We start from the raw sequence: 14796 nt of genomic DNA, 5'->3' as shown, positions 1-14796 counted from the left end.
CGTGGTCAGCCGTCGGTGAGGATCTGGGCGACGGCGGCGGTGCCCTCGCCGGTGCCGACGACGACGATGATGTCTCCGGCGGTGAAGGTGAAGTCGGGGCGGGGGCTGGCGATGACCTCGCCTCCGCGGACGACGGCGACGATGGAGGCGCCGGTGCGGGTGCGGGCGCGGGTGTCGCCGAGGGGACGGCCGTCGTAGGGGGAGCCGGCGGGGATGGGGAACTGTTCGGTGACGAGGCCGTCGACCTGGCGGTGGAGTTCGGCGAGGTGTTCGACGATGCGTCCGGTGCCGAGGAGTTCGGCGATGGCGGTGGCCTCGTCGGGGGTGAGGGCGACGGTGGCGATGCAGCTGTCGGGGTCTTCCCTGTCGTAGATGACCAGGTCGCGGCGGCCGGTGCGGTGGGAGATGACGCCGATCTGGCGGCCTCGTGCGGTGGTCATGACGTGCTGCAGGCCGATTCCGGGCAACGCGGTCCGTTCGACGTCCACGGTGCTTCGTCCTCCGTTTCGCTGTGCCGGGTCGTTGGTGACCGTCCCGGGCCGTGGTGGGGTGGGGCGCCGGGTATGGCCGGTCATCATCGCAGATGGGAGGCTTTTGAAGCGTACCGGGTGGCGAGTGCGCGGACGGTTTCGGTGATCATGTCGCGGAGTTCGGGCGGGTCGAGGGCTTCGGCGTCGGCGCCGAGTTTGAGGATTTCGACGTGGGCGTGGCGGACGGATTCGATGGGGAGGGTGGCCTGGACCCATCCGTCCGGTCCGGGGGCGGTGGCGGTGGTGCGGGCGGCGCGGGCCATGACGGGTGGGAGGAGGATCGCGGCGCGGGCGAGGCCGTTGGGGGAGAGCCGGATGGTGGCCTGGCCGGGGTAGGAGTCGGCTTCGAAGCGTTGGGTGTAGGCGGTCCAGTGGGCGGCGAGGTCGAATCCGCCGGGGCGGTCGAAGTGTTCGGTGAGGGTGTGGAGGGTGAGGACGCGGGAGATGCGGTAGGTGCGGGGTTCCGGCGGGCCGGGGTGGTCGGGGTCGGGGTGGGTGGGGCGGGCGATGAGGTACCAGGTGCCCGCCTTGAGGACGACGCCGAGGGGGTCGAGGGTACGGGTGACGTGCTGGGGGTGTTTCCAGCGGTGGTAGCGGACCTGGATGCGGTGCTGGTTCCAGACGGCGTCGGCGATGGCGTGCAGGTGGGGGACTTGGTCGGGGGTGCGGAACCAGCCGGGGGCGTCGAGGTGGAAGCGTTCGCGGATGCGGGTGGCGCGGGTGCGCAGGGCGGGTGGGAGGGCGGCGAGGAGTTTGAGTTCGGCGGCCAGGACGTCGCCGAGGCCGAGTTGGGTGGCGGGGCCGGGGATGCCGGACAGGGGGAGTGAGGCGGCTTCGGCTTCGGTGAGGCCGGTGAGGCGGGTGCGGTATCCGCCGAGGAGGCGGTATCCGCCGTCGGGGCCGCGGTCGGCGTAGATGGGGACGCCGGCGGCGCTGAGGGATTCGACGTCGCGGTAGATGGTGCGGATGGAGACTTCGAGTTCGGTGGCGAGTTCGCGTGCGGTCATGCGTTCGCGGGTCTGCAGGAGCAGCAGGAGGGACAGCAGCCGGCTCGCGCGCATCGTCTTAGTCTGCCGCGTCCTGGTCTGTCGTTTGTGCTGGTCTGTCGTTTGTGCTGGTCTGTCGTTTGTGCCGGGCGGCGGGTCAGCCCTGGAGTGCGTACTGCATGGGGCGGAACTTGGTGTGGGCTTCGGCGAGTTCGGCGGCGGGGTCGGAGTCGGCGACGATGCCGCAGCCGGCGAACAGGCGGGCGCGGGTGCCGTTGATCTCGGCGCAGCGCAGCGCGATGCCCCATTCGCCGTCGCCGCGGGCGTCGACCCAGCCGACGGGGCCGGCGTAGCGGCCGCGGTCCATGCCCTCGAGTTCGCGGATGAGGTCGAGGGCGATGTCGGTGGGGGTGCCGCAGACGGCGGGGGTGGGGTGCAGGGCGGCGACGACGTCCAGGACGGACCGGTCGGCGGCCAGGTGCCCGGTGATGGGGGAGGCGAGGTGGATGACGTTGGGGAGGGTGAGCAGTTCGGGTTGGTCCGGGACGGTCAGGTGGGCGCACAGGGGGGCGAGGGCGTCGCGGACCATTTCGGCGGCGTAGCGGTGTTCTTCGCGGTCCTTGGCGGAGGTGAACAGGTGCCCGGCGCGGGCCTGGTCGTCGGCGGGGGTGGCGCCGCGGGCGGTGGTGCCGGCCAGGACGAGGGATTCTATGTCGCCGCCGGTGCGGCGGATGAGGAGTTCGGGGGTGGCGCCGACCATGCCGGCGCAGGAGAAGGTGTAGCAGCCGGGGAAGCGGGCGGCGAGGCGTCGCAGCAGGACGCGGGCGTCGATGGGGGTGGTGGAGCGGGCGGTGAGGTCGCGGGCGAGGACGACCTTGCCGAGGTGTCCCTGCCTGATGCGGTCGACGGCGGTGGCGACGGCCTGTTTCCAGTCGTGCTCGGGGAGGGCGCCGCCGCTCCAGCGCAGGTTTTCGGGGGGCCGGGGCGGGTTGGCGAGGGTGAGGGGGTCGGTGTCGTCGCCGATGGTGGTGAGCCATGCCGTGCCGTCGCGGCGGCCGAGGATGCGGCGGGGGATGATGAGGGTGGAGTCGGGGGATTTGGGGTCGAAGCCGAAGGCGCCGAATGCGACGGGCCCGGAGCCGGGGACGGCGACGGGGTCGTCGACGTCGGCGGCGCCGAACAGGTCGGTGAGCAGGCGGGTGGCGGCGGTGAAGCGGTCGTCGCCGCCGGGGAGGGTGAGGCGGGCGGCTTCGCCCCAGCCGACGATGCCCTCGCCGTGCCGGATCCAGGCGAGGGCGGAGGGGTGCGGAAGCCGCGCGATGAGGTCGCCCGGGTCGGGGACCGGGACGGTGCGGACGGTGAGTCGGTCCGGTGCTGTCACGGCGAGCTTCACGAGGCCACTGTACGCCAGATTTGAACCTGTTCAAATGGTCGGGGCGGGGGAGCGGTGTGAGGTGTGCGCCACACGCTCGATCCCCGGGCGGCCCGTGGGCGGCTCGCTGATGTGCGGGGTGCCTATGCCCGTCCGTCCCGTTCCCATGCGCGGGGACGGGACGGACGGGCGGGCGGGTCAGCCGCGGTGGCCGGCGCCGGTGAGCTTCCAGGCGGCGGGCAGCAGCGCGGCGGCCAGCAGCACCTTCAGCGCGTCGCCGGCCAGGAACGGGGTCATGCCGAGGTCGATGGCCTTGGCGAGGTCGACGTGCAGGGCGGCCATCAGGTAGGGGACGCCGGCGGCGTACATGATGACGGTGCCGGTGAGCATGGTGCCGACGGTGCGCAGCGGGGTGCGGTCGCCGCCGAGTTGGGCGAGGCGCCCGACGACGGCGGCGGCGATGACGAAGCCGATGATGTAGCCGAGTGTCGGGAATCCGGTGCCGGAGGCGCCGTCGGTGAACCAGGGGACGCCCGCCATGCCGGCGAGCAGGTAGACGAGCATGCCGAGGGCCGCGCGGCCGAAGCCGAGGGCGGCGCCGGCGAGCAGGACGGCGAAGGTCTGCCCGGTGACCGGGACGGGGGTGCCGGGCAGCGGGACCGCGATCTGCGCGGCGATGCCGACGAGGGCGGCGGAACCGGCGACGAGGGCGGCGTCGCGGGCCAGCGAGCCGGGCAGCAGGTCGCCCAGGACGGCGGGGCGCCGCTGGGCTGCATGGGCAGTAGCCACAAATCCTCCCAAATAGGTTTTGCTAGGCCGAAACTTAGCGAATGGGTTTTCCGAGGTGGGAGCGGGTGGGGCTACAGAAACCTGCCGGCCCGGTTTGTCGGGTCACTCCCCGGTGCGCGGCTGCGCGGCCAGGTAGACGACGTCGGGCTCGCCGCGCGGCACCGGGACCGGGCGGGCCCGTACCCGCGTGAACCGTTCGCGCAGCAGCGCCTCGAACGCCGGTGCGGCGTTCGCGCTCCACACCGCGAGGACGCCGCGGGGAGTCAGCAGCCGGGCGAGCAGGTCCAGGCCGGTGGGGGCGTAGAGGCGGGCGTTGCCGGGGGTGACCGTCCAGTCGGGGCCGTTGTCGATGTCCAGGCACAGCGCGTCGAAACGGCCGGTGCCGGGGGCGGCGACGACGTCGAGGAGGTCGGCGCGCCGCACGGTCACGCGGGGGTCGTCCAGGGCGCCCTGCGACCAGGGCCGCAGCAGCGTGCCGTGCCAGGTGATGACGGCGGGTTCGCGTTCGACGACGGTGACGTGCGCCACCTGCGGCAGGGTGAGCGCCTCGGCGAGGGAGAACCCGACGCCCAGGCCGCCGATGAGCAGCCGCACCGGCCCGTCCAGCCCCTGCAGGGCGGTGCGCACCAGCAGCCGCTCGGACTCGCCGTTGCGGGTGTCCATGAGGAACACGCCGTTGCTGATGATCTCGTAGTCGGTGCCGGCGCGGCGCAGCACCAGCTCACCGCCGACGCCGGCGGCGCGCTCCACCACCACCGGCTCCCCTGCCACAGCGATTCCCATGCCCCGCACCCTAGCCCCACCGCGCCCCCGCCCCGCCCGGGGCAGGGCGTGCGGGGTGCCCTACGACGTGCTGGCCTGGACCCAGTAGTGGTACGTGCGCGAGGACACCCTGCGCGAGGCCAACACGGTGATCGTGAACTATCACCACTCGCTGGAGTCGTCCTTGTCGGGCGGGAGGCGGGTCAAGGTCATGGCGGTCCGAGCGTCCTGGCGTCGGGTGTACGTACGGGGTTCCCTTCCGTACGCAGCATCCGCTTGGCGTGGTGGTGAACCGGCCCTCGGTGTGGCCTGACCGATGATTTTTCCGCGCCGTGCTGGTCTGTACGCCGAGTACCGGCTCACAGGAGGCTGACGCCATGCGGAAACTGACCTACGGCATGAACCTGAGCCTGGACGGCTACATCGCCGCGCCCGGCGACGACCTCGGCTGGAGCGTACCGAGCGACGAGCTGTTCCAGTGGTGGTCCGACCGGGTGGGGGCGACCGGCCTGGCGCTGTACGGGCGCAAATTGTGGGAGACGATGAGCTCCCACTGGCCGACCGCCGACCAGCAGCCCGGCGCCACACCGGCGGAGATCGAGTTCGCCCGCCGCTGGCGGGACATGCCGAAGGTGGTGTTCTCCTCCACGATCAGCACGGTCGACTGGAACACCCGCCTGGTCACCGGCGACGCGGTCACCGAGATCACCCGGCTCAAGGCCGAGGATGGCGGCCCCATGGACATCGGCGGCGCCACACTTGCCGCAGCGGCGATGCGGGCCGGGCTGATCGACGAGTACGTGCTGGTCACCGCACCGGTCTTGGTGGGCAGCGGCACGCCGTTCTTTACGGCCCTGGACAACTGGGTGAACCTGACCCTGATGGAGACCCGGACGTTCCCCGACGGCGTACTCCTGACCAGGTACGAGACCAGGCGCTGAGTACCCAACCTCGGCGCAGCGCCCGTTCCACGGTCGACGTCGACACCTCGTAGCCGTCGGCGCGCATCATCGCGGCGATCTTGCGGTGTCCCCGGGCAGACCAGTCCGCCGCGTACTTCGCCGCGACAGCCTCGACCTGGTCGACCTTCTGGATCGACCAGGGCCGGCTCAGCACCGATCCGACCCGGCGGCTCCGCCGGCGCGGCCGCGCCCCCGGCCGCACCCGGGCACTGTCGACCACCGACATCGACGCCCTCTTGGACCTGGAGGCGCCGCTGTTCGCCATCACCCAAGACACCGTCATCGCCTACGTCGCCGACTGGCCGGGGCCGGTAACCCGCAATCCCGATCTCGACGAACCACCCGCCCCGGCGACGAATGACGCGCTGCCCGCGCCAACACCGCTGATCCCAGCTCTCGGCATCAGTGCAGGTCAGGGATATCCGTTGGTTTTCGGCGCATACTCCTGGGATCCCCGGTCCCCGCGGACCGGTGGGGGAACAGCCCTTCCGCCCGGATGGTTAATGTGTAATGTTGTAATCATTCGGGAGGTCGTCATGGACGAGACCGAGCCGCTGGACGCCTACTCCCGCGTGGTGTCCGGGGTCGCCCGCGAGCTGACACCGCGCGTGGCGGCGCTGCGCGTCCGGCACCACCGCGGGGAGGGCGCCGGGTCGGCGGTCGTGTTCACCGGCGACGGGTTCCTGCTCACCAACGCCCACGTCGTCGGCTCGGCGTCCGGCGGGCAGGCCGCGTTCGCCGACGGCACCACGGCCGCGTTCACCGTCGCTGGCAGCGACCCGCTGTCGGACCTGGCCGTCGTCCGCGCCGAGGGGCCCGTCCCCGGACCGGTCATCCTCGGCGACGCCGACGCCCTGGTCGTCGGGCAGCTGGTCGTGGCCGTCGGCAACCCGCTCGGCCTGGCCGGGTCGGTCACCGCGGGCGTGGTGTCGGCGCTGGGCCGGTCCCTGCCGACCGCGCAGCCCACCCGCTCCGGCACCGCCGTCCGCGTCATCGAGGACGTCATCCAGACCGACGCCGCCCTCAACCCGGGCAATTCCGGTGGCGCGCTCGCCGACGCCCGCGGCCGTGTCGTCGGTGTCAGCACCGCCGTCGCCGGGATCGGCCTCGGCCTGGCCGTCCCCGTCAACGCCACGACCCGCCGCATCATCGCCGCGCTGATCGGCCACGGCCGCGTCCGCCGCGCCTACCTCGGCCTGGCCGCCGGGCCCGTCCCCGTCCCCGCGCCGCTGCGCGCCCGCCTCGGGCAGGACGGCGCGCTGCGCGTCGCGCAGGTCGTGCCAGGCAGTCCGGCCGAGCGTGCCGGGCTGCGGCGCGGCGACCTGGTGCTGACCGCCGGCGGCGCCCCGGTCGCGCACGCCCAGTCGCTGCAGAGGCTGATGTTCGCCGAGGCCATCGGCCGGCCCCTGCCCATCACCGTGCTGCGCAACGGTGCCCTGGTCGACGTCATCGCCGAGCCCGTCGAACTCGACGCCGAGCACGCCTGACCGCCGCGCGCCGCGAAACCCCGTGCCGGGGGGACGGCGCCGGTGGCGGATGTGGCCCGAGCATCGCAACGGGTGCGTAACAATGGGCGGCTATGGCATGGCGATCTAGGACCCGGGCAGTGGCGGCGGCGGTGACGGCGGGAGTGTCGGCGGGTGCGCTCGCCGCCTGCGGCATCCCCACGCTCGGCGGCACCGGCGAACGCGGGGGAGGCGGGGCCGTGCCCCCCGGAGCCAAGGCCGAGTGCGCGCGGATCGCCGCGCCCGGCGACTCCAAGGCCCGGCGGCTGCGCGGCATGTGGATCACCACCGTCGGCGGCACCGACTGGCCCAAGAACGCCGGCGCGGACGCCGACGCGCAGAAGAGGCAGTTCGTCAAGCTCCTCGACACCGCGACCGCGATGAACATGAACGCGGTGTTCGTCCAGATCCGCCCCAACTCCGATGCGTTCTACGCCTCGCCCTACGAGCCGTGGTCGCAGTGGATCACCGGCACGCAGGACAAGGACCCCGGCTACGACGTCCTGGCGTTCATGCTCAAGGAGGCCCACGCCCGCAACCTGGAGTTCCACGCCTGGTTCAACCCCTACCGGGTGTCCCGCCAAGGCGATGTGAGCAAACTGTCGCCCAAGAGCCCCGCCCGCCGGCACCCCGACTGGGTCCGCCGCTACGGCGAGGGCCTGTGGTACGACCCGGGCCTGCCGCAGGTCCGGGACCTGGCCACCCAGGCCGTCATGGACGTCGTCACCAAGTACGACATCGACGCCGTCCACTTCGACGACTACTTCTACCCCTATCCCGAGGACGGCGACTTCCCCGACGAGGCCACCTACAAGACCTACGGCAAGGGCATGAACCGCGGCGACTGGCGCCGCAAGAACGTCGACACCCTCGTGGAGTCGCTGTCACGCAAGATCCACGGCGCCAAGCCGTGGGTCCGGTTCGGCATCAGCCCCTTCGGGGTCTGGCGCAACAGGACCAGCGACCCCGCCGGATCACCCACCCGCGCCTTGCAGAGCTACGACGACATCTACGCCGACACCCGCACATGGATCAAAAAGGGGTGGGTCGACTACATCACCCCCCAGCTGTACTGGCCGATCGGCGACCCCCGCGCCGACTACGCCAAGCTCGTCGCCTGGTGGGCCGACCAGGTCAAGGGCACCGGCGTGCAGCTGACCATCGGGCAGGCCGGATACCGCGTCGGCGCCGACGCCACCTGGAGGAACCCCGCCGAGCTGTCACGGCACCTCACCGTGAACGCCCGGTACCCGCAGGTCCGCGGTGACGTGTTCTTCAGCGCCTCCGACATCGCCGCCAACCGCCGCGGATTCGCCGCCCGCCTCCGCGGCGACCACTACAGCCGTCCCGCCCTGCGGCCCGTCGCCGGCAGTGGCACCGCGCCCCCGCCCGTCCACGGCACCACCGCCGCCCCAGCCGCAGGCAAGGGCGTGCGGGTCGGCTGGCGCCCCTCCCAGGGCGCCACGTCCTACGCCGTCTACCGCGCCGACGGCACCCGCCCCGGCTGCGCCCCCGTCGACCCCCGGGACCTCATCGCCGGCATCCGCGGCGGCGGCATCATCGACCCCACCGCCAAACCCGGCCGCACCTACACCTACTACGTCACCGCCCTCGACCGGCTCCACCACGAAAGCGCTCCCGCACGCGGCGCGGCGGTCACCGTCCCGAAGGGATAATGATCATGATCTTGGGGGATGAACCAGACACCTGATCACCCCCCGGAGGTTGCAAGCATGGCGCTGTCGATGGAGGAGCAGCGGATCCTCACCCAGATCGAGGTCCGCCTGAGCGAGGACGATCCCCGGCTGGCCCAGCGCCTCGCCCGCCTCGGCACCCCCCGCACGTACCGCATCCGCATCCGCACCATCGTCCTGGCCGCCACCGCCGTCATCCTCGTTCTCGCCGCGGCCGGCGCCGCGGTCGCGGCAGCCGTCCTGTAGCCCCCCGTCCCCCGCAGAACCCCTGCCAGAACCTCCCCGCCCGCGGACACGCGAACGCCGAGGCCCCGGCGAGATCGATCTCGCCGGGGCCTCGGCGTTCAAGCCGGTGTGGTGGTCGCCTCACGGCGAAAGGCACAACGAAGCTCCAGCCCGGACCGCATGGGACCGGCGGTATTCCCCGAAGGCGTCAGGTAGAGCCCGGGGGACACATGCCACACCGACGCATCCACTGTAACGGCTCCCGGCGGGTGCCTCCTCCACCGCCGCCCCGCGTGTGTCGCTCACCTCACCCCCGGGTGAGGGTTGCCTGCGCCCGTGCACCACCCCTCGGCCGCACGCGTCCTGACTATGACCGCGCGGCTGGGGGCCGCCGCCCGCGGCCGTATACCGGACATGCCGCAGAAAACGGGGGACAGTGCAATGAACACCACGGACACCGCGACCGCAACACCCGCCGGCACCGCGGCGGACGGCGAGCAGGACGGCGGGCAGGACGGCGGGCAGGACGGCGGGCAGGACGGCGCGGACGGCGCGGACGGCGCGGACGGCGCCGCCGGCGGGGCGGCGGTCTGGGCGCTGGCCGCCGAGATCCGCGCCGCCTCCCGCGCCCGCGACCTCACCGCCCGGACGCTGCGGCGCTGGCACGTCACCGACCCCGCCGAGACCGGCGACATCGTCCTCATGGTCGACGAACTCGTCACCAACGCCGTCGTGCACGGCACCGGGCCCGTCCGCCTCGCCCTGTGCATCGACGGCGCCGTCCTCACCGCCGAGGTCGGCGACGCCGACCCGGCCGCGCCCGCCGCCCCCGCCGCGCCGCCCGGCGTCCCGGACTGGTCCGAGGGCGGCCGCGGACTGCTCCTTGTCGCCGCCCTCGCCACCGAGTTCGGCGCCCGGCCCGCGCCGCCTGGCAAGACCGTCTGGTTCACCCGCCACCTCACCCCCCGCACCGCACCCGCCCGCTGACCCCGGCCCCGCGTCACGGCTCCCCAGTGAGTGCCGTCAAGACCTTCGCCCCGCTGATCGTCATGACGGCCTGGCAGGCGAACCGCCCATCAACTCTCAGGCTGACACCCGTAGGAGGCGGCGATCGCGGCGGCGCGGTCGCGCAGGGCGGCGCGCAACCACTGCGGGGCCAGGGCTTCGGCGCTCGCGGCGAGCCGCCACAGCGCCCATTCGGCGTGTCTCGGATCTTGGAAGGTCACCTCCAGCCGCAGCCTGCCGTCCGCGTCGGTTTCTTCGGCGCGGACGGCCAGCGCGGTGCCCACCAGGTCCTCCCGCCGCGCCGGGTCCATCCGTACCAGCACGGTGACCTGGTCCCCGCCGGTCCGGAACCGCGTGCTGCGTTCCTGCCAGGCCCGGTCCAGATCGACCCGGTCTGGACGCTGTGCGGGTTCGGCGAGTTCCTCGGCGGCCAAGACCCGGGACAGCCGGTAGGTGCGGTCCGCGCCCGACCTCGTGGCCAGCAAGTAGCCCTGGTCGCGTACGGTGACCAGGCCGATCGGGTCCACCGTGCGCCACTTCGGGGTCTGACCCGCGGCCGCGTAGTAGATGCGCAACTTGCGTCCGGCGAACACCGCGCGCCGAACCTCGGCCACTACGGCGTCAGGCACCTCCTCGACGACCAGCCGGCGCGAGAGGAGATCGGTCTCCGGGTCGATGAGCAATCGCTCGGCCGCGCCGGCCGCGGTGTCCCGATAGCTTTCGGGTAGCGCGTCGACCACCTTGAGCATCGCCGAAGCGAGCGCCGAGCCGAGACCGAATGCCTGCGCGCCGCGCCGCGATCCGGCGACCAGCAGGGCAAGGGCCTCGTCGTGGTTCAGCCCGGTGAGCTCGGTCCGGAAACCGGGCAGCAACGCGAAACCGCCGTGCCGGCCGCGTTCGGCGTAGACCGGGACGCCGGCCGCGGACAGCGCCTCGATGTCGCGCAGCACGGTGCGGGTGGACACCTCCAGCTCGCGGGCCAGCGCGGCCGCGGACAGCCGACCGTGCTGCCGCAGCAGCAACACCAGCGAGACCAGCCGATCGGCGCGCATGCGAGAACTTTATCGAAATACACGACACAGGATGTCGTGATTTGTTGGGAGGCTCATCAGCGCCACCAAAAAGATGGCGGCCACCGAACTGATCGGCATGCGTAATGTCGACGAATCGAATGGAGCGAATGCGGCAATGGAGCGAACGGCGGTCAACCCGTGGGCGTGGTCGGTGGAGATGGGGTACCACCAGGGTGAGATCGTCTCCGGGCACACCCGGACCCTGTACTGCGCCGGGCAGACCGCGATGAGCGGCGACGGCAAGCCCCAGCACACTGATGACATGGCGGCGCAGCTGGCGCTGAGCCTCGACAACCTGGAGGCCGTGCTCGGCGAGGCCGGCATGTCCCTCGCGAACCTGGTCCGGCTCAACGTCTACACCACCGACGTCGATCGGCTCTTCGAGCACTACGGCGTGCTGGCGTCGCGGTTGGGCGCCGCCGGGGTGGCACCGTCCACCACGATGCTCGGGGTGACACGGCTGGCGATCCCCGACCTGATGGTCGAGCTTGAGGGGACCGCCGTCGCGTGATGCGGCCTCGCCGCCTCCGGCAGGGCTGCCGGAGGCGGCACGAGTAGCGGGCGGGTGGGCGATTTCCGGTGCTCAGGATGGGGATCGCGCGTGCCGCGGCTACATTTTCGCTAGTCCCTGGCCATCACGGTGAAGGTGAATCCGGTACTCGTCGGACGGCGCAGCGGAATGTCGCTTTTGATCCGGCGCAGTACCTCGTTCCTGCTGAGGCCGAGCCCTTGCGCGATGAGCCGTTCCGGGCGCACCGGAACCGGGTCCTCGAAGACGACCTCCACCGGGACCGGCCACGCCTCCTCGAACCATGCCGACGGGGTGTCCAGCCGCCAGGCCCCCGTCCAGTCCAGGGCGAAGCGGTTGCGCCGGGCGAGCAGCGGATCCAGCAGCCTGGACGCCACCAGTTCCGGATCGTTGACGCGGTAGCCGTGGAGCTCGGCCGGATCGAAGGATCTGACCGGCGCCCGCTCGCGCACGGTGAGCTTGCTCGTCCGATCGCAGGATACGCAGCGGACCAGCAGCCACACCTCCAGCAGCTTGCCGTTGGCGTTGACGCGGAACCTGCCCTCGCCGGTGGTGGCCGACTCCGACCGGCAGCCCACGCACCGCAACGACAGCAGAGGCAGCCTGGTCCGACGAACAGCCCAGGGCAGCACGGTATGAGGTTGTGAAGACATGATCTCTCTAGACCTGACACGAGGCCGATTACGCGCGACCTCGAACGCTGTATGACCGGGCGCACAAGGGCAGCCCGGCAGAACCGGCGGGAACGTCGGCTACAGGTGAGCGGAAGAAGGTGTCAGGTCTAAAGAGCAGGCGGGGTCACGCGGTTTTGTCCTCTGTCCTCACTGCGATGGGCCGCAGGCAACGTACAGGAACGCAGAAGGAAGGCTCAAACGGTTTTCCGGCGACTGACCAGCAGCGGCTGAGGCTTACCGCCGGTTCCAAGAATCACAGTTCCGATGTTCCTCAACCCCCGTCACGCCTGCAGGGGGCAGCGGTCCACGATCCACACGTCCTCGTCCTCGTCCTCGTCGCCCAGCGGCAGCGGCGGCTCATCGGCGAGACGGTCCAGATGCCACTCGATGTGGGCGAGGGGGCCGCGCCGGCCCGCCAGCAGATCCGCCAGCGGGCGCGGCGGACCCGGCGGGCCGTAGGGGCGCGGATCGGGCAGCTCGCCCTCCCACAACCCGTCGTCGCAGTCCGCCGCCCAATGCGCCACCGCCCTCAGGACCTCCTCCAGATCGCGCGCCACCTCGCCCAGCGACCGCAACGCCATCGCGTCCTGGATCATCCGCTCCCGCGCGTCATAGGCCAGCTCCCGGTCGAACACCGGCGGGAACAGTGGGCGGCGCCCCGCGAGCACCGGCTCCTCACCCCGCGCAGCCGCGACCGCACGAACTCCAGCCGGTCCAGCGTCCACGCCCGGGCCCGCGCCGCCCCCGCCGGGCCCCGCGGGCCCGCACCCGCACCCGCCCGCGGACGCGGCACCGGCACCCGCAGCACCGCCAGCAGCTCGTCCAGATCCCGCACCTGCCCGCTCCGCCCCGCCAGGAACGCGGCCCCGATCCGGTCCAGCCGGAACATCCGCGGCCCGTCCCGCATCCGGCACCACCCCACCAGGTACTCCCCGTAGGGGGCGATGACCAGGCCGTGCGCCTCCACGTCCCGGAAGCTGCGCGCCCCCGCCTGGTCGGTGTAGGCGAGCCGGACGACCCGGCGGGTGCGGACCGCCTCGGCGAGCGTCTCGCGCACCGGCCCCATCAGCGACTCCACCTCGCTCAGCGGCGCCGGGCCCGGCGGCTCGGGCAGCACGTAGCCGCGGCCCTTCCGCGCCCGCACCGGCAGCCCGCCGTGCGTCAGCAGCTCCAGGTCACGGCGGACGGTCCGCTCACTGACCCCCAGCCGCGCCGCCAGGACCGGCGGGTCCAGCGGCTCGGAGCGGGCGGCACGCAGCTCGGCGACGAGCGCCAGCAGCCGGTCGATGCGATCCACACACTCATCGTGACCCCGCCCACCGGCATTTCACCGCCCCCGGGACCCAAAAACCTCCCGGCACGGCGAACCGGGCGGGCACGGCTAACCGGGCAGGCGGCGGGGTCAGCGGCCCGACAGTTCCGCCGCCAGCCCCTCGAAATCGGCCGCCGTCAGCGACAGTGCGCTGCCGATCGCCTGCGTCGCCTCCGCGCTGCCCAGATGCCGTGTCGCGGCACGGTCCAGGTAGGACTCCACCAGCCGCGCGCCGGTCAGCCGCCCCCGCGGCCGCAGCGACCCCACCTCGCGGTCCACCACCGCCTGCGCGTCGGCGCCGAGCCGCAGGCTGCGTTCCTCGGCCAGCAGCCGCACCAGCGCCGCCCGTGCCCGCGGATCGGTCAGATCCGGCAGCCGCACCGCCCGCAGGTCCGCCGTCAGCTCCGGCGACGCCGCCGTCAGCTCTCCGACCCGGTCCGGCTCGCACGTCCCCAGCAGCGCCGTGTCGTTCACGCCCTCCAGCCGCGTCCGGTACAGCACGGAGGCGTAGGCGGCGCCGTCGGCCTCGTCCAGGATCAGCCCGTCCAGGCCGTCCAGCAGCAGCACGTGGCCCGCGTGTTCCATCAGCGCGGCGCGCAGCCCGTCGGGGCCGTGCTCACGCAGATCCTCGGCGTGCACGCCGTGGACCTCGCCGCTGGAGGCCTCCACCTCCGCCAGCGCGCGCGCCACCATCCGGGCCAGCCGCCGCTGCCCGCTGGACGGCGCGCCGATCAGCAGCAGCGCCGGCGCCGACGCGCTCGACACCTCCTGCCCGCGCAGCCGCCGTGCCCACTTGCCGCGCCGCCGCACCTCGGTGACGACGCGTTCGATGTCGTCGGCGCCGCACAGGAACCGGATCCCGTACGCCTCGGCGACCTGCGGGACCTGCGCGGGCACCGGGGCGGGCGGCAGCGGCGGGGGCGGCTCGGGCACCGGCACCGGCGGCGGCGGAAGATCCGCCTGCGGGGCGGGGTCGAGCGGCGGTGACGGCGCCGGGACCGGCGGTGCGGGAGTGCCGGTGCCGGGCCATGCCGGGCCCGGATCGAGCTGGGTCCTGAACGCGTCGGTGTCCAGCTGCGTCCGCTGCGGCTCCGCCGGCCACACCGGCTCGGGCCCCGGTGGCGGCGCCGGGGGCTGCGCGGGGACGACGGGGGCGGGCGGCGCGTCGGCCGTCGTCGCGTCCGGCCGCGGCCACGACGGCGGCTCGGGCACCGGACCAGGTGGTGGACTGGGCGGCTGGGCCGGTGCCTGCGGCCGGGGTTCGGGCACCGCCGGGGCAGGCGGAGGCGCGATCCGCGGCGGCGGCGCGTCCGCGGCGAACGGATCCGCCGGCGCGGGCGGCGGGGACGGCTGCTCGTGGTGGGCCCGCGGCGCTTCG

General features: G+C 73.0%; 15 protein-coding genes and 1 pseudogene. 6 read left to right on the top strand and 10 right to left on the bottom strand.

Features of this window, described 5'->3' with window-relative positions; genetic code table 11:
• Positions 1 to 5 precede the first annotated feature (5 nt).
• The 5 genes from AF1_RS22465 to AF1_RS22445 form a co-directional block, all read right to left on the bottom strand.
• A complete protein-coding gene (locus AF1_RS22465) occupies positions 6 to 488 on the bottom strand; it encodes a cation:proton antiporter regulatory subunit (RefSeq protein WP_067802702.1) in 483 nt (160 codons plus the stop codon).
• Between the two features lie 86 nt (positions 489 to 574).
• A complete protein-coding gene (locus tag AF1_RS22460) occupies positions 575 to 1591 on the bottom strand; it encodes a helix-turn-helix transcriptional regulator (protein ID WP_067802699.1) in 1017 nt (338 codons plus the stop codon).
• Between the two features lie 82 nt (positions 1592 to 1673).
• The gene (locus AF1_RS22455; protein ID WP_067802696.1) at positions 1674 to 2909 is read right to left on the bottom strand and encodes an isochorismate synthase; all 1236 of its coding nucleotides are present in this window, start codon (positions 2907 to 2909) and stop codon (positions 1674 to 1676) included.
• 177 nt (positions 2910 to 3086) lie between these two features.
• On the bottom strand, positions 3087 to 3677 hold the full coding sequence (locus tag AF1_RS22450) for a biotin transporter BioY (protein WP_067802693.1): 591 nt from the start codon (positions 3675 to 3677) through the stop codon (positions 3087 to 3089).
• Positions 3678 to 3779: 102 nt separating this feature from the next.
• A complete protein-coding gene (locus AF1_RS22445) occupies positions 3780 to 4460 on the bottom strand; it encodes a spermidine synthase family protein (RefSeq protein ID WP_067802690.1) in 681 nt (226 codons plus the stop codon).
• 356 nt (positions 4461 to 4816) lie between these two features.
• On the opposite strand from AF1_RS22445, the gene AF1_RS22440 reads away from it, so the two are divergent.
• From AF1_RS22440 to AF1_RS22420, 5 genes are all read left to right on the top strand, one after another.
• Positions 4817 to 5380: a dihydrofolate reductase family protein gene (locus AF1_RS22440; RefSeq protein WP_067802688.1), complete on the top strand. Its 564-nt coding sequence runs from the start codon at positions 4817 to 4819 to the stop codon at positions 5378 to 5380.
• A gap of 557 nt (positions 5381 to 5937) precedes the next feature.
• Positions 5938 to 6888, top strand: a complete 951-nt coding sequence (locus tag AF1_RS22435) for a S1C family serine protease (RefSeq protein WP_067802685.1) — start codon at positions 5938 to 5940, stop codon at positions 6886 to 6888.
• 119 nt (positions 6889 to 7007) lie between these two features.
• Positions 7008 to 8582, top strand: a complete 1575-nt coding sequence (locus AF1_RS22430) for a glycoside hydrolase family 10 protein (RefSeq protein WP_242608899.1) — start codon at positions 7008 to 7010, stop codon at positions 8580 to 8582.
• A gap of 57 nt (positions 8583 to 8639) precedes the next feature.
• Positions 8640 to 8846 (top strand): DUF3040 domain-containing protein, encoded by a 207-nt coding sequence (locus AF1_RS22425; RefSeq protein ID WP_067802680.1) that lies wholly within the window; start codon positions 8640 to 8642, stop codon positions 8844 to 8846.
• A 420-nt stretch (positions 8847 to 9266) separates the two neighbouring features.
• The gene (locus AF1_RS22420; protein ID WP_067802678.1) at positions 9267 to 9812 is read left to right on the top strand and encodes an ATP-binding protein; all 546 of its coding nucleotides are present in this window, start codon (positions 9267 to 9269) and stop codon (positions 9810 to 9812) included.
• An 89-nt stretch (positions 9813 to 9901) separates the two neighbouring features.
• On the opposite strand, the gene AF1_RS22415 is transcribed toward AF1_RS22420, so the two are convergent.
• Positions 9902 to 10882 carry a helix-turn-helix transcriptional regulator gene (locus AF1_RS22415; protein ID WP_067802675.1) on the bottom strand — a complete coding sequence of 327 codons (981 nt, stop codon included), beginning with the start codon at positions 10880 to 10882 and terminating at the stop codon, positions 9902 to 9904.
• Positions 10883 to 11018: 136 nt separating this feature from the next.
• On the opposite strand from AF1_RS22415, the gene AF1_RS22410 reads away from it, so the two are divergent.
• Complete coding sequence (locus AF1_RS22410; RefSeq protein ID WP_067802671.1) at positions 11019 to 11414, top strand: RidA family protein; 396 nt, start codon at positions 11019 to 11021, stop codon at positions 11412 to 11414.
• Between the two features lie 110 nt (positions 11415 to 11524).
• Here the strand turns inward: AF1_RS22410 and AF1_RS22405 are convergent, their stop codons facing one another.
• The 4 genes and pseudogenes from AF1_RS22405 to AF1_RS22390 form a co-directional block, all read right to left on the bottom strand.
• On the bottom strand, positions 11525 to 12010 hold the full coding sequence (locus AF1_RS22405; protein ID WP_242608900.1) for a DUF1062 domain-containing protein: 486 nt from the start codon (positions 12008 to 12010) through the stop codon (positions 11525 to 11527).
• Positions 12011 to 12387: 377 nt separating this feature from the next.
• Entirely contained in the window at positions 12388 to 12741 is a 354-nt protein-coding gene (locus tag AF1_RS22400; RefSeq protein ID WP_131732766.1) for a hypothetical protein, read from the bottom strand.
• Complete coding sequence (locus AF1_RS36850; protein ID WP_067802662.1) at positions 12699 to 13403, bottom strand: helix-turn-helix transcriptional regulator; 705 nt, start codon at positions 13401 to 13403, stop codon at positions 12699 to 12701. Before AF1_RS36850 ends, AF1_RS22400 begins: the two co-directional genes overlap by 43 nt.
• Before the next feature lie 105 nt (positions 13404 to 13508).
• Positions 13509 to 14796 (bottom strand): annotated as a pseudogene (locus AF1_RS22390) (hypothetical protein); the annotation flags it as partial.

This window comes from Actinomadura formosensis NBRC 14204 (genome assembly GCF_001552155.1).
GTDB lineage: Bacteria > Actinomycetota > Actinomycetes > Streptosporangiales > Streptosporangiaceae > Spirillospora > Spirillospora formosensis.
Note: the sequence above shows the minus strand (reverse complement) of the source record. Positions and strands in the feature narration are given on the sequence as shown.